Source organism: Jeotgalicoccus sp. ATCC 8456, from assembly GCF_016313225.1.
Classification (GTDB): Bacteria; Bacillota; Bacilli; order Staphylococcales; family Salinicoccaceae; genus Jeotgalicoccus; species Jeotgalicoccus marinus.
The window spans coordinates 1,068,304-1,084,400 of sequence record NZ_CP066224.1; the positions used below are offsets into that span (position 1 = coordinate 1,068,304).

19 protein-coding genes are annotated in these 16,097 nt (G+C 34.6%); 12 read left to right on the plus strand and 7 right to left on the minus strand.

The genetic code is table 11. The annotated features are described in order from the left end of the window. Positions 1 to 96: 96 nt before the first annotated feature. Positions 97 to 246, minus strand: coding sequence for a hypothetical protein (locus JEM45_RS05420; protein WP_156889197.1), 150 nt, complete (start codon positions 244 to 246; stop codon positions 97 to 99). 165 nt (positions 247 to 411) lie between these two features. Between JEM45_RS05420 and JEM45_RS05425 the strand changes: the two genes are divergently transcribed. Continuing rightward, on the plus strand, positions 412 to 594 hold the full coding sequence (locus tag JEM45_RS05425) for a glycine zipper domain-containing protein (RefSeq protein WP_026867708.1): 183 nt from the start codon (positions 412 to 414) through the stop codon (positions 592 to 594). A gap of 53 nt (positions 595 to 647) precedes the next feature. Here JEM45_RS05425 and JEM45_RS05430 read toward each other — a convergent pair whose 3' ends face one another. Beyond that, on the minus strand, positions 648 to 1,103 hold the full coding sequence (locus JEM45_RS05430) for a GNAT family N-acetyltransferase (protein ID WP_198687047.1): 456 nt from the start codon (positions 1,101 to 1,103) through the stop codon (positions 648 to 650). 388 nt (positions 1,104 to 1,491) lie between these two features. Here JEM45_RS05430 and JEM45_RS05435 point away from each other — a divergent pair, with 388 nt between their 5' ends. From JEM45_RS05435 to JEM45_RS05445, 3 genes are all read left to right on the plus strand, one after another. Further along, on the plus strand, positions 1,492 to 2,055 hold the full coding sequence (locus tag JEM45_RS05435) for a DEAD/DEAH box helicase family protein (RefSeq protein WP_198687048.1): 564 nt from the start codon (positions 1,492 to 1,494) through the stop codon (positions 2,053 to 2,055). 1 nt (position 2,056) lies between these two features. Beyond that, positions 2,057 to 2,503 carry an 8-oxo-dGTP diphosphatase gene (locus JEM45_RS05440; RefSeq protein ID WP_198687049.1) on the plus strand — a complete coding sequence of 149 codons (447 nt, stop codon included), beginning with the start codon at positions 2,057 to 2,059 and terminating at the stop codon, positions 2,501 to 2,503. A 121-nt stretch (positions 2,504 to 2,624) separates the two neighbouring features. Then, complete coding sequence (locus JEM45_RS05445; protein ID WP_198687050.1) at positions 2,625 to 3,923, plus strand: S41 family peptidase; 1,299 nt, start codon at positions 2,625 to 2,627, stop codon at positions 3,921 to 3,923. Positions 3,924 to 3,953: 30 nt separating this feature from the next. On the opposite strand, the gene JEM45_RS05450 is transcribed toward JEM45_RS05445, so the two are convergent. The 3 genes from JEM45_RS05450 to JEM45_RS05460 are packed head-to-tail and all read right to left on the minus strand — an operon-like array spanning position 3,954 to position 7,607. Continuing rightward, positions 3,954 to 4,697 carry a methyltransferase domain-containing protein gene (locus JEM45_RS05450; protein ID WP_198687051.1) on the minus strand — a complete coding sequence of 248 codons (744 nt, stop codon included), beginning with the start codon at positions 4,695 to 4,697 and terminating at the stop codon, positions 3,954 to 3,956. A gap of 11 nt (positions 4,698 to 4,708) precedes the next feature. Continuing rightward, complete coding sequence (locus JEM45_RS05455; protein ID WP_198687052.1) at positions 4,709 to 5,974, minus strand: M20/M25/M40 family metallo-hydrolase; 1,266 nt, start codon at positions 5,972 to 5,974, stop codon at positions 4,709 to 4,711. Between the two features lie 19 nt (positions 5,975 to 5,993). Further along, positions 5,994 to 7,607: a gamma-glutamyltransferase family protein gene (locus tag JEM45_RS05460; protein ID WP_198687053.1), complete on the minus strand. Its 1,614-nt coding sequence runs from the start codon at positions 7,605 to 7,607 to the stop codon at positions 5,994 to 5,996. Positions 7,608 to 7,902: 295 nt separating this feature from the next. Between JEM45_RS05460 and JEM45_RS05465 the strand changes: the two genes are divergently transcribed. From JEM45_RS05465 to JEM45_RS05500, 8 genes are all read left to right on the plus strand, one after another. After that, positions 7,903 to 8,421, plus strand: a complete 519-nt coding sequence (locus JEM45_RS05465) for a GNAT family N-acetyltransferase (protein WP_198687054.1) — start codon at positions 7,903 to 7,905, stop codon at positions 8,419 to 8,421. A gap of 84 nt (positions 8,422 to 8,505) precedes the next feature. Continuing rightward, entirely contained in the window at positions 8,506 to 9,051 is a 546-nt protein-coding gene (locus JEM45_RS05470; protein WP_198687055.1) for a DUF5694 domain-containing protein, read from the plus strand. Between the two features lie 137 nt (positions 9,052 to 9,188). Then, positions 9,189 to 9,896: a GntR family transcriptional regulator gene (locus JEM45_RS05475; protein WP_198687056.1), complete on the plus strand. Its 708-nt coding sequence runs from the start codon at positions 9,189 to 9,191 to the stop codon at positions 9,894 to 9,896. Between the two features lie 12 nt (positions 9,897 to 9,908). Further along, positions 9,909 to 10,373, plus strand: coding sequence for a TRAP transporter small permease (locus JEM45_RS05480; RefSeq protein ID WP_198687057.1), 465 nt, complete (start codon positions 9,909 to 9,911; stop codon positions 10,371 to 10,373). Further along, entirely contained in the window at positions 10,373 to 11,650 is a 1,278-nt protein-coding gene (locus JEM45_RS05485) for a TRAP transporter large permease (protein WP_198687058.1), read from the plus strand. Before JEM45_RS05480 ends, JEM45_RS05485 begins: the two co-directional genes overlap by 1 nt. A 14-nt stretch (positions 11,651 to 11,664) precedes the next feature. Then, entirely contained in the window at positions 11,665 to 12,435 is a 771-nt protein-coding gene (locus JEM45_RS05490) for a creatininase family protein (RefSeq protein WP_198687059.1), read from the plus strand. A gap of 20 nt (positions 12,436 to 12,455) precedes the next feature. Next, positions 12,456 to 13,457 (plus strand): TRAP transporter substrate-binding protein, encoded by a 1,002-nt coding sequence (locus JEM45_RS05495; protein WP_198687060.1) that lies wholly within the window; start codon positions 12,456 to 12,458, stop codon positions 13,455 to 13,457. Continuing rightward, the gene (locus tag JEM45_RS05500) at positions 13,450 to 14,598 is read left to right on the plus strand and encodes a M20 metallopeptidase family protein (protein ID WP_198687061.1); all 1,149 of its coding nucleotides are present in this window, start codon (positions 13,450 to 13,452) and stop codon (positions 14,596 to 14,598) included. The genes JEM45_RS05495 and JEM45_RS05500 overlap by 8 nt, the downstream gene beginning before the upstream one ends. 28 nt (positions 14,599 to 14,626) lie before the next feature. Here the strand turns inward: JEM45_RS05500 and JEM45_RS05505 are convergent, their stop codons facing one another. Together JEM45_RS05505 and JEM45_RS05510 are read right to left on the minus strand one after the other, a co-directional pair. Next, complete coding sequence (locus JEM45_RS05505; protein ID WP_198687062.1) at positions 14,627 to 15,568, minus strand: nucleoside hydrolase; 942 nt, start codon at positions 15,566 to 15,568, stop codon at positions 14,627 to 14,629. A 25-nt stretch (positions 15,569 to 15,593) separates the two neighbouring features. After that, the gene (locus tag JEM45_RS05510; RefSeq protein ID WP_026866906.1) at positions 15,594 to 16,034 is read right to left on the minus strand and encodes an ASCH domain-containing protein; all 441 of its coding nucleotides are present in this window, start codon (positions 16,032 to 16,034) and stop codon (positions 15,594 to 15,596) included. Between the last annotated feature and the right edge of the window lie 63 nt (positions 16,035 to 16,097).

The window sequence follows — 16,097 nt, forward strand, 5'->3', positions numbered from 1 at the left end:
TCTTTTCTATGAATTTATGGTAGCACAGCTTCATAGTAATAGCGTAACTGTTAAATTTCATGATTGGTTATAACTTTTAGCTATACCATATATAAATTAATTAAAAAAGATTCTAAAGATGAGACGTGGAATATAAAGTATGAATTCGAAGAAGGTATTAAATAATATATCAAAAATATTTACTTCCTTACGGTCCTTATGATGTGTGGGCTTAGTATGGTCATCTCCATATTTATATTGAGTCATTACGTCACCCTTCCTAATATTGTTATTTATTTTCTATTCCCTTTTATGGTGAACAACTAACTACGTATATTCAAATTGGGTATAGGTTAAGAAAGAGTAGCTAACGGCATTACCTTTAACAACTGCTTAAGATCTTTAAGATAAAAGTGTTTGGAGGTGTATGAAGTGAGTAAAGAGGAGGAAAATAGTAAGGGGAATAGTGGTGGCGCTGTAGGAATTGGGCTAGGTATTGGTGTGGTGCTTGGTGCAGTTATTGGACTTGTGATGGATAATTTAGCGACTGGTATAGCGCTTGGAGTCGCTTTTGGTGCAGCCGTTGGTAGCATGGGATATTTGGGTAAAAAGTAGATAAAATAAGAACGCCATATCGTTTGGGCGTTCTTTCTGATATTTGTTGAAACCTATATTTCTCTCGATAGCCTCACCATATCCATACATTGGATTCCATTTTCAAATATCGCTTCATCATAATGTTTAAGAAAATAACCTTGATCTACTCCTCTAATTCTAAAACCACATTTTTGGTAAAAAGCAAGTTGGTCGATACTAGAGTTCCCTGTACCTACTTCTAACTTTCTATAGCCCATATCTTTGGCTCTTTTAATTGCATCTTCTATAAGGAGCTTTCCTATTCCCTGATTTTGATGAGTTTCGTCGATGGCGATATTGATTAACTCAAGCGAGGATGCATCATTAGGATAGAGTACATAAACACCAACACTTTGACCATTATTCGTTTTAGCAATATAACAATGACCATTCTGTAAATAGTTCTTAATTTTTTCTTCAGAAGGATCGGCTAACAACAATAAATCCATCGGTGCCGCTTCATTTTGTGATAATAAATTAATTTTCATTATTAACTCCTATACATTTTAATAATGTCAAAGTAATATTAGCAGGACCCTATCACTCATCACTATAACTAGAATCCCTTTTTTTATCTTTATATTTTGGTTTCATGTAAATTCCACAGAAGATACCAGCACTGACACCATATAAAATGGACCTAAGTATAATTTCCGACATATCTTTACTTTGAGGCAATATATCATTTAAAAAATAGAATAATAGACAATATACTATAAATAGCTTTAAAAACTCTGACATATTATACAACTTTTCATGAAGTCTTTTCATTTCCAAATCTCCTCACAAAAAATTTAGGAAAGTTAAATCGATAATAATATTCCCATTTTGAAAATATGGTAGACTTTTACCAAATGAGAAAAGAGTGGTGGTTATTTGAAAATTATTTTAATATTTGGACCACAAGCAGTTGGTAAGATGACAATTGGGGAACAAGTTGGAAAATCTTTAAATTTACCTTTACTACATAATCATGTGACTTTGGATGCTATATGGCCGTATATTGGTTGGAATAATGATACTTTCGAGCTGTCAACTCAGCTTCGTATGGGAATCTTTAATCATATTTCAAACAATGAGTCACATCCAGGTATTATATTTACATTTGTTTGGTCCTTTGATAATGAAGATGATTGGAATAATGTAGCAGAAATTAAGCGCATGTTCAACAAACCTTCTCATGAGATTTATTTTGTAGAACTTTCAGCTGATTTGAATGAAAGATTAAAAAGAAATAAATCAGTGAATAGGTTAGAAAAGAAACCTTCTAAAAGAGACATAGAGTTCTCAGAGTCAGAGCTTAGAAATTCAGTTAAAAAGCATAGGTTAAATTCAAATGAGGGTGAAATAAAAGAGAATAATTATTTGAGACTAGATGTTACCGAATTAAGCGTTCAGGAATCGAGTCAACTTATTGTCGACTGGATAAAAGGAGAATAATATGCCAATCTCAGAAAAAGCAATCATTACTAATATGTGTATGATAGAAAATGAAGATGGCCAAATATTGGTACAAAACCGCAATAGTGAAGATTGGCCAGGTGTGACTTTTCCAGGTGGGAAAGTGGAGAAAAATGAATCGTTTGTGGATTCAGTCGTTAGAGAAGTATTTGAAGAAACAGGGCTAACGATTCATAATCCTCAAATTTGTGGAACGAAACAATTTCAAACAGATCAGGATGAGAGATATATTGTACTTATGTATAGAGCAAATCAGTTTTCTGGGACTTTACGGTCTTCTGATGAAGGTGAAGTTTTCTGGATTAATAAAAATGAACTGAACAATTTTGAACTTGCTAATGATTTTGAAGAGATGTTTAGAGTCATGGATTCTGATTCACTTTCAGAGTTTTACTATGACGATTCATGGAATATACACCTTAAATAATGGATTGAGTTATTAGTCAACTTCATGGTGAGGCATTTGACTCATAACATGTCGTTTTTAGTAAACGCTTTCTTTGTATTTTAAAATTAACCATTCACCATTTATACTAGGAGGTTTAAATATGTATATAGATATTTTTGATGAGATTGTCGACATAATGCGAAATGACTATGCGGGGTGTATTGATAAAAAAGGATGGGACACACCTAACAAGTATCGAGAACGAATATATAAATTAGAACAACAACGAATATATAAATTAGAACAACAACGAATATATAAATTAGAACAACAAGGACAGCTTAATGATTATCAATTTGTTAATATTGTGTACGACTATCTCTTAGACTTTCAAGATCCCCACTTATTTTTCATATCAACCGAAGATAACTCTGAAGCGAACAAAGATATTGGGTTTAAAGTACGACGGTTCAAAAACGATCTGTATGTTGTAGATGTTTCAAGTGAGGATAGAATTAGAAAAGAAGACAAGATAGTGTCTCTTGATGGTTCTTCAATGACAGAACTTGACTCCTTATATAAAAGAGAGTTGATGGGTAAACCACCTGAAAGACAAAAGTGGGAAAAAATCATGGAAAAACATAATTTGATTAGGATAGAAAACATAGACAATGAGTATGTTGATATTAACTTGAAGCTTTATGAGAAAAAGAAATATACACCAATACATAAGGTAGATATATTAAACGAGGAAACTATGTTAATTACTTTATCCGATTTTATATCCCCTGAGCCAATTGTTGAACTTTTAAAAGACAACGAACAACGTCTAACCAACCTTAAAAACCTAATTATTGATGTACGAAACAATCATGGAGGTAGTGATTCTAGTTTTAGCCAGTTATTACCTTATATATTCCCTACTGGAACAACATCCATTAATTTAAAAAACTACAAAATGGACTTTAATGTAACTGAGCGTACTGCAGAACTACAAAAAACTTTACTTCATGAATTACAAGAGAAAACTGAAGATGAATCATTTAAGGAAACATTGAGAAGTATGAGTCAGTTCTTTGAAAATAACTCTGGTAAGGGTTTTGTACCAATAGATAATGAAGATACATTTGATATACAAGGATTAGAACATCCTAAAAAAGTTGTCATATTATCCGATATATATTGTGGAAGTGCAGGAGATATATTCGTTGATTTTGCAAGCTCCTCTGATAAAGTAACCATAATTGGAAGAGAAACAGCTGGACTAAATGATTATTCCAACCTACTTCAAAAGGATTGGAATGATAAATTCTCTTTATATTATCCAACATCAAGAATGCAATACCTTGATAAAGAAATAAAGGATAACGGAGTTAAACCAGATATTTTTCTTGAGTGGAACCCCGATCACATTTTAAAAGATATAGACATGGAATCAGCTCTTAAATTCCTTGAATAGCAAATAATACGAATCAAAGTAATAGATATGTTAACTTCTAATTACTTTGATTCTGTAAGACATACATGCTTCTAGTGAAGCATTTTCAGTGTATGTCATTTTTTTATAGTCCATCGCACCATTCCGGAAGTATTCAAGAATCTTCAGATTAGCTGCTTCACACAATTCAGTAATCTCTTTTAGTGTGTAGCATCTTAAGTATTGAGAATGCTTTGTTCCCTCTTCTTCATGCCACCAAGTATCAATCATAATATTGTCTATAAAATCATATGAGTAGCGTCTTTTTATATGAGGCATATTCTTAGGATCTACATACATTTCAACTTCATTTGCTTTTTTCCAGTGTTCGGGTTGATAGATGTCGATTAAAGCACAGCCGTCATCGTCCAACCATTGTTCTATATTGCTTAACAATTTAAGTTGTTCTGAATCATCTCCAACGCCAAAACCATCTATATATAAGATGACATCAAAAGTACTAGAAAGTTTTATATCATAGAAGCTCCCATTGATCGCATTGATATTTTCTGGATTTACTTCTTTAGCTTTTGCAACAAGTTCATCGACTAGTTCAACAGTAGTGATCTGAGGAACTTTAGTCGATAAAGCCCTAGCCAAACTTCCATCTGCTGATCCAAGCTCTAAAATATTTTCAACAGGTTTACCAATTTGATTCAATATCTGCTTAGCAGACTTTTCATAAAAATCATCTCCATAATTACCTATGAGTCCATACTGCATTTTGTAAAAATCTTTAGCCCAATTGTTTTTCATTATCCTTACTCCTACGATTCACTTAAATAATCAAAAGCAGTCAACACATGTATCTTGGCTAAATCAACCAACTCTTCTATTTCTATATATTCATCTGGACCGCCGAGATTATAGGCATTGAGTCCACAGTTTACGCTAGGTATATTTTTAGATAAACGGTAATGTCTTGAGTCTGAGGCTCCTACTCTCATGGTCAGGACTGGATCTACACCTGTAACGTGTTTAACATTAGCCGCTGTTAGTGAAAAGATTTCATGATTGGTATCTGACCAATTTGCTTCATACTGTCTAAAGACATGGTAAGACAGTCCTTCAATTGAGTCGATGATTTCCCTAATCTTTTCTTCTACATCTTTTAATTCAATACCTACAGGGAGACGGATGTCTCCTTGTGCTGATGCTTTTGCAGGTATTAAATTCGGAGATATACCACCTTCAATGACACCAAAGTTCACTGTGACTTTCTGCAGTACTTCCGTTTCTCCATGCCCTGAAAAACCTTCTGATACTGCACTTGATTTTTCAATCGCTTCTGTCACTGATTTAGGTGCATTAACTTCTATCGCTTCAAGTTCTGTATTTAAGCGAGTAATCCCCTCAATTAGACGGTCAATGGCATTCTCTCCTTTATGTACATGCGCGCCGTGTGAGGTTTTACCTACTGCAATGAGTTCAACCCACATCAAGCCTTTTTCACCAAAACGTAATACCTTGGCCGTTCCAACATCACCACTGATCATGGCGTCGCCTGAAGCATGAGTCACTGTATCTAGTAGAAATTTCGTTCCTTTAACTCCCATAGTTTCTTCATCACCAGCTAGAGTCATGACCAATTCACCTGACCAATTGTCCCTAAACTCAGACATAATCATAAATGTAAGTATGTAGCTAGCAATGCCACCCTTCATATCGGATGCACCTCTACCATATAGTCGCCCGTTTTCTTCATGTCCTGAGAAAGGATGTTGTGTCCACTGTGATTCATCACCAACGGGATAGGTATCTAAATGTCCATTTAAAATGAGACGTTTTCCTGGAGTATTACTTTTTAGTCGTGCCACTAGATTAACAATCGGTTCTTCTTTCGTATGACAAGTCACTTCTACCCCATCTATTGTTTCTAAAATAGTTTTTAATTCTTCTACAAGTGCTCTAGTATCCGACTCAGGTGATTCTGAAGGAATCTGTACTAAACGAGCCGTCGTATCAATCATCATCTTTGTATTCTTCTCTACGCTTTCAACCAACTGCTGTTTGAATATTTCATTTAACGCCATGTTTGACACCCCTCCCTACTCAATACGCCGCAATATGCCCATCTGTTCGATTTTCAGTCCCACCGTATAAAATACCAGTCTCTGGATCTCGCCATATAATTTGGCCACGTCCAAAGCCTGCTGAATCGAGTTTGATTTCTATATCATGGCCTCTCTTGACCAGTTCTTCAGCGACATGATGTGGAAAGTTTTTCTCTACCCAAATCGTCTTGTCTTTCACCCACTGCCAACGGGGAGCATCAAGAGTGGTTTGCGGATTTAGCTTAAAATCAATCGTATTCATAACGACTTGAACATGGCCTTGGGGTTGCATGAAACCACCCATGACCCCAAAGGGACCGATGGCATCTTTTCCTTTAGTGATGAAGCCAGGAATAATTGTGTGATAGGAGCGTTTATTGGGTCCAAGTGCATTGGGTGAATCTGGATCTAAACTAAAGTCACAGGCTCTATTTTGTAGTCCAATTCCTGTTCCAGGTACAACTAGCCCTGAGCCAAAGCCCATATAATTACTTTGAATCAGTGACACCATATTCCCCTCTTCATCCGCTGTACATAAATACACCGTACCACTTGCTTTTGGTTCACCCGCTTCTGGTTGTTTTGCCTTGTCAGTAATTTCTTCGCTTCTTGTTTTACCATAGGCCGCATCAATTAGTGCTTTACTGCTTACTGTCATATGATCGATATCCGCCACATACTTTTTACCATCAGCAAAAGCGAGTTTCATTGCTTCTATTTGCTTGTGATATGTATCCACTGATTCTTTACCTTCAATATCTAAGTTCTTTAAAATATTTAAGGCTGATAAAGCGATGATACCTTGTGTATTTGGAGGGATTTCCCATATATCATAGCCTCTATAGTTCACAGAAATCGGATCTACCCATTCTGGTTTATATTTTTCCAAATCTTCTTTTCTAATATAGCCATTGTATTGTTTAGAATAGGCATCTATCTTATCTGCAATATTTCCCCTATAAAACGATTCACATTCCGTATCTGCAAGTTCTCTTAAAGAGTTTGCCATGTCTTCGGACTTCCATATCTCACCGATTTTAGGCGCCACGCCATCTGGTGCAAAGGTGTCAAACCAATGATTAAATTCATCTCCATCAAAAGCTTCCTTAAATCGAACTGCAGCCTTCTCCCAAAATCTAGCCAGTACTGGTGAAATTGGATAGCCTTCTTCAGCATATTGAATGGCAGGTTGAAGTAAATCTTTAAAAGGCAATCTCCCAAAACGTCTCGATAATTCAGCCCAAGCTCCAGGTTGGCCTGGTACTGTAACTGGTGTAAAACCATATTTTGGAATCTCATCATAACCTTGTGCCTTTACCTTATCGATAGAAATAGATGCGGGTGATTTACCAGAACCATTCAAGCCATGTAATTCATTGTTCACCCAGACTAAGGCAAAAGCATCCCCACCTATGCCATTGGTCGTTGGTTCTACAACAGTTAAGGCCGCAGCTGTCGCAATCGCTGCATCAATCGCATTGCCACCCTGTTGCATGATCGAAAGACCCGCCTGTGCAGCCAATGGCTGTGAAGTTGCCACCATCCCCTTTTTACTGACGACAGGATTACGCTGTGAGTGATATGGATTAAAAAGTGTGTCGAATTTTATCATGTCTTTGCCCCTTTGTTATGTTCGCTTAGTTATATAAAGATTATCATAGCCTTTATGATGTCACAATTTTTAGATAATATTTTAGTGATACAATTGAAATGATAGATAACACTTTCAAAGTCGTTATGATGAGAAAAAGATTGAGTATAAGAAGGAGGCGTAATTAAAATGAAAAAGAATTATGTAAGATTTCTAGCATTCGGTTACGGCCTCTCTATTGGTGTTTTCTTTTAAAAATTTAAGAATTGGCTCAGTATGTCTAATTTTAAATAATAAAAGAAAATGGAGTGTTTTTATGATAAATACCAATAGACTTGAACTTAGAGTTTTGATTGAACGTGACTTAGAAGATGTTTATGAAATATATAGTGATGAAAAGACGTGTCAGTACTTATTACATGAACCATGGAATGCTAACAACAAAGTGTCAGCTTTTAAAGAAGAGTTGAGTAAAAACGACTTTGATTCAAAAGACGGATTGAATCTAGCCGTGGTTTTAGATAATAAAGTGATCGGTATCCTATCCGCTTGGAAAACTGAAATGAAAGACACTGCTGAGATAGGATTCTCCTTTAACAAAAATTATTCAGGTCAAGGCTATGCTACAGAAGCTGCAAAAGCACTTTTAGACTTTCTTTTTGCCGAAAAACACTTACACAGAGTCACAGCAAATTGTGATGCAAGGAATGCCGCTTCAGCGAAGTTGTGTCAAAGAATCGGTATGAGGAAAGAAGCGCATTTCATAAAAGATTTTTGGAATAAAGGCGAATGGACGGATAGCTTTATATTTGCGGTGTTGAGTGAAGAGAGATAAATCTGAAATCCATTTTTAAAGTTGAATGATAAGTAAGAAATTATTCTATTAAAACTTTAATTATAAATTGATGGAGGTGTTGTTTTGAAACCAAGAATTTTATTAGTTGGATCCTCTCATTATCATGAATTATTTTATGAAAATGAGCCCTCAAAAGAATTTCTAAAAAAGCTAGATAAATTAAGAAATTCTTTGATCACATATAATGCCACAAAAATTTGTGTAGAAATTGATGAAAATCAGAACGGAATAACAGACACTGTTAACTGGGCTAAAATTCATGATAATGAATTTATTGAGAGACTTAATCATCTACAATCCTCTCATAACAATGAAGATATTTATGAAGTCACCTTAGAGTTAAACAAACCTGAAAATATTAAATTTCATGAAGAAATATATGGTCATATGATGTTACTTGGTGACAACTGGAACACTTCTATACCCTGGCTTACATCGTGGTATAAAAGAAATATGATTATGGTAAATAATATAACTAGAGAAATAGACAACGATTCAAGAGTGATTATGATTGTTGGTGCTGGTCATTTGTATATTCTAAAACAGCTATTAGAAAGCTCAGGAAAATTTGAAGTAGAAACTTTTTATGAATGGGAAATGAATAGATAATCAGACAGATACCTAATTACTATTTGGGTCTCTGTTTTAATTTCTAAAAAATAATATCTGATAATATTGACAATTATAATTATTTGTAATATTCTTCATCTATAATCTTAATTGTTATAACAAAAGGATGAATTGACATGACTAAGCTTAACGAAAAAGTATATAACACTTTATTAAATCAAATTCACAGTGGGGTTTACCAAGTTGGTGACCGAATCCCCACAGAAAAGGAACTTATGAATACTTTTTCTATCAGTCGTTCTCCTGTCAGAGATGCATTACTAAAATTGCAAAATGAGGGTTACATAGAGAGATCTCCTCGTACAGGTTCTGTTGTCCGTTCCAGCACAAGAGTAAACGAAACTATAAATTTTAAAGGAGGGTTTTCAAAGTATTTCGGAAACAACTGGGATAAGATTTCTACTTCAACTCTAGAAATATCTACAGTTCTAGATAAAGAAGTATCTTCTGTATTTCAACAAGACTTCAATGAGCCTTTGCTTAAAATAATCAGAGTTAGAAAATTTAATAATGAGCCAGTATTTTTTTTAAGAACTCATTATCCTCAAGATTTAATAAATAATATTACAGAAGAATTCCAAGATATCAATAATTTACGTGATTGGATTCAACAGAAGACAGGCATTACTTTTAAATATTCCAACGAAACAATAGAAGCAGTGCAAGCAGATAAGATAGTTAGTAACAATTTAGATATAGAACTTGGACAAGCAATTTTAAAAATTAATCGCTTAACCTATGACACCAACCATAGACTAGTAGAATTCGTAGAATACTATGTCAATACAGATATTTGGAAATACCATATAGATTACGAGTACTAAAGGGGAGATTAAATGAAGACACTATATAATCTAGTGCTTACATTATGTACTATTTTATTTCTTGTAATAATCTTTGTTACTGTCGCTGGAGTGTTCACTCGATACGTGCTAGATAGCCCACTAATTTGGAGTGATGAATTAGCAAGATTTTCACTAATATGGATGGTTTTCTTAGGAGCAGGAGTCGTATCTTTAAAAGATTCCCATCTTGTCGTCGACTTTATTTTCGAATACATCCCTAAAAAACTAGGCTCTTTTTTGAAAACGTTATCATTTATAGTTGTACTGGGTTTCTTAATAACAATTGTAGTATTTTCTATAGATTTATTAAGAGTTGCTGGATATAACACTAGTCCAGCACTAGAAATACCTCTTTCTTTTTGGAGAGGTTCAGTTGTTGCCGGTTCAATTTTAATGATAGTTGCCATGATCTATAACCAAATTAAACGCTATAAAAAATGGAAGGAGGTCAAATAATGCTGATTACTTTCGTCATTTTAACTATGATTGTTCTACTTGTGCTTGGAGTTCCAGTAGCATTCTCAATAGGTATAGCATCCTTACTCTATATTTTATTAGCTGGATATGATCTTAGTATGGTCGCTCAAAGTATGGTAGGTGGTGTTGATTCTTTTACACTGCTCGCAATACCATTTTTCTTATTCTTAGGAGCAATAATGAATACTGGGGGTATTACAGACAAAATCATTGATATTGCAAAAACTATGGTTGGGCACTTTAAAGGAGGATTAGCTCAGGTAAATATATTCTCCAGTTCTATTTTTGCTGGTCTTTCTGGCTCAGCAACCGCAGATACAGTGGCGCTTGGCTCAGTCCTTATACCTGCAATGGAAAAAGAAGGGTATGATAAAAAATTTGCAGCTGCTATTACAGCTACATCTTCTATAGTTGGACCCATTATACCCCCAAGTATTACCTTGATTATTTTTGGTGTAGTTAGTGGTACTCCTATAGGTCCACTACTTATTGCAGGTATCATTCCAGGAGTTCTTGTATCCCTTTCTTTAATGATTTACACATACTTTATTTCTAAAAAACGAGGATACCCGAGTTATCCAAAAGCAACTTTTAAACAACGCGGTTCTGCAATGTACAAAGGGTTCTTTGCTTTACTCTTACCCTTAATTATAGTTTTTGGAATTGTCACTGGTACCTTTACAGCTACTGAGTCTGCTGGAATTGCATTAATATACGCAGTAATAATCGTATTATTCGTTTATCGTTCAGCAAATATCAAAGATATATGGAAAATCATGAAAGAATCAACTTTTGAATCTGCAAAAATACTAATTATCATCTCATGTGCTTCAGTATTTGCATGGGTAATCACAAGATCACAGGTTTCTGAAAGTATCGGTGATTTCCTATTCAATATTACTACGAACCAATACATCATTGTTTTAATCATTATTGTTTTTCTACTAGTTATTGGATTATTTATGTTACCAAGTGAGGGAATCGTTGTTTTTGCACCAATATTAACTCCAATCATGACAGAAGTTGGCATGGATCCAGTTCAATTTGGAGTATTAATGGTATTAACACTGACGATTGGCGGTGCTTCTCCACCAGTAGGTGTACTACTCTATATTGTGGCTGATATCGCGAAAGTAAGCTACATACCTTTACTTAAAGAAGTTGCACCAATGTATATTCCACTTGTAGGTACATCAATACTAGTTGGTTTTGTACCATCGGTATCACTTATTCTGATTGAAATATTCTTAAATTAAAGGGGACCTTATTTATGAAAAAATATGGATTGCATTATATGACATGGACAGAAATTCAAGAAGCGTTTAAAAAAGAAAAGATAATCCTTATACCAATGGGATCAATGGAACAACATGGTACGCATTCTATAAATGGTGATTTTCTAGCTGCAACTCATGTTGCAGAGAAAGTTGCTGAGGAATCAGACAACTTATATCTACCAACTATTCCATTTGGTAACTCTAGTTATTTCAAGTCATTTCCAGGTACAATTTCTTTAAAAGAAGATACAGTTACTAGAATCGTTAAAGATGTCATTGAAAATTTAACAGATCATGAGCAATACAAAATTGTATTTTTAAATGGACATGCCGGAAATAAAAGTTCTATCACTACTGCTGTTAGAGAGTTAAAAGAATACCATAAAAATTTAACAGTATATACCTTTAACCTTTGGCAAACATTAACTCCTGATCAAAAGGATAAATTATACGATACTGACACTGACCCATCTGGACATGGTTCTGAACCACTTTCTTCGATCATGAGATATTTATATAGTGACTATGTTGATCTATCTGATACGAAATTCAATAGAACAAAAATTAGCAAAGACAACAAGAAAATTATAAATCTTAATCAAATGAACATTAATGGGATTAACGTGGATGGTTACTTTGACATGTCTGATTTATCGGAAGATGGTATTTACTCAGAAACATTTAAACCAAACGCTAAAACTGGTGAAAATGCTATTAATTATATAGTTGAAAACATTTGCTACGCTCTGAAAAATTTATTTTAAGATAGGAGGTAAAAATATTTATGATTAAAAAAATATTATTACTTTTCACACCAGTGATTCTCCTTATTGGCTGTAGTAATGATGAGTTAGCTGAAGAAGCTCCTAGCAACTCACCTAAGGAAATTTCATTTAGTACTTGGGCAAATGAAGGTGAACCTGCATATGAAGGAATGCTTAAATTTATTGATGTTGTGGAAGAAAAAACGGACTACACGGTGAGTCTCTTCCCAGGTAACCAATTAGGTTCAACAGCCGAGCAGATGGAGCAAGTGATGATGGGATCAATTGAAATGATGTCCAGTGGTGACCCAGGATTTAAAGAGATTGAGATGTTGTCACTTCCCTATCTAATGGACAGTAATGAACATTGGAAATATGTATTAGAATCTGAAATTGGACAAGAGTGGGAAGAAGAAATGAAAGCAAATCAAGGATTACTTACTTTAGGTATTATCCCAAGAGGTCCTAGGGTTGTATCTTCTAATATTGAAATTAATACTCCTGATGATTTATCAGGTCTTAAAATTAGAGCACCAGAAAGAGACTATTATGTAGAAACATTTAAAGCCTTGGGTGCTAACCCTACCCCTGTAGATTTTGGTGAATTGTACAGTGCAATTGATACTGGGATAGTTACTGCTCAAGAAAATCCTTTAGAAACCATAGTTGCTGGTGGTTTCATGGAAATTCAAAGTAATATTTCTTTAACCAATCACATGTATAAACCGGCATTTATCACAGTTAATAATGAGTTTTTCGAAACTTTGAGTGCTGAAGAACAAGAAGTATTTTCTGATGCTGCTCTACAAGCTGAAGAAACGACGAACAACTTGCTAGAAGAGGAAGAAGAAGCGACACTTCAGTCACTAGAAGAAGAAGGAATTGTTATCACAGAACCAGATTTGGAGAAATTTGAAGAGAAAACTCAAAGTGTTAGAGGTGAATTAGGTATAGATACTTGGGGAGAAGAGACTTACCACGAAATTGTTAAAATGGGGAAAGAGGAGTTAGACAATGAATAATATTTTAGAGAGTAACTTGGAAGAAATAGTTCAATTTAGACGATACCTTCACGAAAATCCTGAGCTTAGTTTTAAAGAGTATCATACGACAAAAACGCTCAAAGAAAAACTTGAGAATACGGCTTTTGAATTTTTTGAGTTAAGTGAAGATACCGGACTCATTGGTTATTTAGAAAAAGATCCGTCTCTTAAAACTATAGCTATAAGAGCTGATATTGATGCACTCCCAATAGTGGAATCAACTGGCCTACCTTACACTTCAAAAAATGACGGCGTCATGCATGCATGTGGGCATGATATTCATACTAGTATCCTATATGGCTATTGCAAAATTATCTCTGAGCTATATGACCAGATTAAATATAATCTCGTTGTCATTTTCCAACCAGCTGAAGAGATAATGAGTGGTGCTCAATATATCAAAGAAGAGTTAAGAAAACATCAAATTAAAATTGATGAGATTGTTGCTTATCATACATGGCCATTTCTCGAAGAAGGAAAAGTTGGTTATAGAAAAGGCGATATGATGGCTGGTGCAATGAGTTTCCATGTTGAAATCAAAGCAAGTGGTGGTCATGCGGCACATCCTCATACAACAGCAGATCCAGTATTTTTATCGACAAATATGATTAACTTTTTCCAATCTATCGTTTCAAGATATAATAACCCTGTAAAACCATTAGTCATTACAGTCGGATCTATTCATGGAGGAAATAAAGCGAATGTCATCAGCTCTTCTTGTGAATTCAGTGGAACAATGAGAAGCTTTTCAAAAGATTCATTAGATAAGGCACGTAAACTTATCGAGGATTATGTAGCGAATATTTCTGAAATGTCTGGAGCAACTTGTGAAATTACTTTTGACAACTATTGCCCCCCTGTAATTAACAATCATGAAATCGTTGAAGAATTTATTAATGCTAGTCCAAGTGATTTAATGGCAGAACTACATGAACCTTCAATGGGTTCAGAAGATTTTGCATTCTACATGGAAGAGTATAAAGGTGCTCTATTCAGAGTTGGTACTCGAATTGAAAACGAAGATAAAAGTAAGCTAGGTTTGCATAATCCTAGTATTATCTTCTCAGAGAAAGCAATAGAAGCAGGTATCCAAGCACTGCTAAACTTTACAACAAAATAGCATGAAAATAGGTAGGAGATTATCCTACCTATTTTATATTCTCAAGCACATCATATAAATGTGCCTTGAACAAATCCCTATCCACCTTTTCACACACTCGAACATTAGATTCTTTCCCTAATCTTCCATTGATATCAACTAAGCTATAACCCCTAGTTAACTCACCTTTAGTTTCAACGTCTACAAAGTATTTCGTAAACTCACTCATACTTCTTTCGTCAGCTGCTATGGCAACTAACAAGGTATCCGGATGGGTTGTACCCTCTAACTTATGTACTTCTTTATTAAATTCCTTCACTACTCTATTCACATCACTAAAGAACTTAGATCCTTTGGTAGATAAAGCCTCTATCTCTTCGTGTTCTTTATCGAACATTAATGAATAATCCGTACACATATCCCAACCGACCATAGTCATGCCCATACCCGATTGTAATACTAATTTAGCCGCTTCAGGATCGACATAAAAATTGTACTCCGCAGCAGGCACAATATTACCGAGCTTGTTATTAGTACCGCCCATAATATATAAATGCTTCACTTTACTAACAATACTAGGATCTTTCTTGATCGCCATAGCGATATTAGTCAATGGTGCAATCGCCAATAATGTAACCTCTCCAGGGTTTTCATTAACTGTCTTTATAATAAAATCTATAGCATGAGACTTTTCCGCAGCCCGTTTAGGTTTAGGGAAAAATGAATCACCCATACCATCCGATCCATGCACATCCTCAACTGTTGTATGTTGTTCTGCATTTCCAAAAATCGGACCTTCATATCCAGGGTAAACAGGAATATTATCAAAACCTGCTACTTCAGTGGTATATAAAGCATTGTCAATCTGTTGGTTGAAATCTACGTTACCACCCGTGATTGTAATACCAAGCACATCAAAATTATGAAGTGCAGTCAAAATTGCAATCGTGTCATCCCCAGCAGTATCAGTATCAATGATTACTTTGTTCATACAATCCCCCACATAAGATAATATTTTATACATGAATCAACTTAAACTCTTCAACTACAATCTCTTCATCTTCATTAAATTCATACCCTATTTCCTTGTATAACCATTCAAAAAATTCAAGGTGAGCCTTTCTCCAGTAAGATAACGTTCGGTCACCTTCACCTTCTTTATAAGCAATTTCTTCGTCTACATCGGAAAACTTCATAGTGTATACTTTCGTATTCTCAATAATACACTTTGGTTCATCAGATTCATCAAGAACAATACTCACATCACCCACTTCAGGTAAAGGTTCATTCTCCACCTTATACTCTCTTAAACTACTACAAGTTAAAGTTTTAGTTCTATCAACCACTAGCTGAGCTAGTGTGTTAGGGTCCGCTCCAAATTGAAAAGATTCGTAAGATTTGTTTTTGTAACTAGGGTGTGTATTGATGAAATTGTTCCAATAGTTTTGTAAGCTCATATTTAAAATACTCCTTTAACATTTCTTTTATCATAATCTATTTTTATTTTATTTACTAATTAT

Excerpts from the sequence above, each read along its gene's own strand:
- JEM45_RS05420 (WP_156889197.1), bottom strand. The coding sequence starts at position 246 with ATGACTCAATATAAATATGGAGATGACCATACTAAGCCCACACATCAT.
- JEM45_RS05430 (WP_198687047.1), bottom strand. The coding sequence starts at position 1,103 with ATGAAAATTAATTTATTATCACAAAATGAAGCGGCACCGATGGATTTA.
- JEM45_RS05440 (WP_198687049.1), top strand. The coding sequence starts at position 2,057 with ATGCCAATCTCAGAAAAAGCAATCATTACTAATATGTGTATGATAGAA.
- JEM45_RS05445 (WP_198687050.1), top strand. The coding sequence starts at position 2,625 with ATGTATATAGATATTTTTGATGAGATTGTCGACATAATGCGAAATGAC.
- JEM45_RS05450 (WP_198687051.1), bottom strand. The coding sequence starts at position 4,697 with ATGAAAAACAATTGGGCTAAAGATTTTTACAAAATGCAGTATGGACTC.
- JEM45_RS05455 (WP_198687052.1), bottom strand. The coding sequence starts at position 5,974 with ATGGCGTTAAATGAAATATTCAAACAGCAGTTGGTTGAAAGCGTAGAG.
- JEM45_RS05460 (WP_198687053.1), bottom strand. The coding sequence starts at position 7,607 with ATGATAAAATTCGACACACTTTTTAATCCATATCACTCACAGCGTAAT.
- JEM45_RS05465 (WP_198687054.1), top strand. The coding sequence starts at position 7,903 with ATGATAAATACCAATAGACTTGAACTTAGAGTTTTGATTGAACGTGAC.
- JEM45_RS05475 (WP_198687056.1), top strand. The coding sequence starts at position 9,189 with ATGACTAAGCTTAACGAAAAAGTATATAACACTTTATTAAATCAAATT.
- JEM45_RS05480 (WP_198687057.1), top strand. The coding sequence starts at position 9,909 with ATGAAGACACTATATAATCTAGTGCTTACATTATGTACTATTTTATTT.
- JEM45_RS05485 (WP_198687058.1), top strand. The coding sequence starts at position 10,373 with ATGCTGATTACTTTCGTCATTTTAACTATGATTGTTCTACTTGTGCTT.
- JEM45_RS05490 (WP_198687059.1), top strand. The coding sequence starts at position 11,665 with ATGAAAAAATATGGATTGCATTATATGACATGGACAGAAATTCAAGAA.
- JEM45_RS05495 (WP_198687060.1), top strand. The coding sequence starts at position 12,456 with ATGATTAAAAAAATATTATTACTTTTCACACCAGTGATTCTCCTTATT.
- JEM45_RS05500 (WP_198687061.1), top strand. The coding sequence starts at position 13,450 with ATGAATAATATTTTAGAGAGTAACTTGGAAGAAATAGTTCAATTTAGA.
- JEM45_RS05505 (WP_198687062.1), bottom strand. The coding sequence starts at position 15,568 with ATGAACAAAGTAATCATTGATACTGATACTGCTGGGGATGACACGATT.
- JEM45_RS05510 (WP_026866906.1), bottom strand. The coding sequence starts at position 16,034 with ATGAGCTTACAAAACTATTGGAACAATTTCATCAATACACACCCTAGT.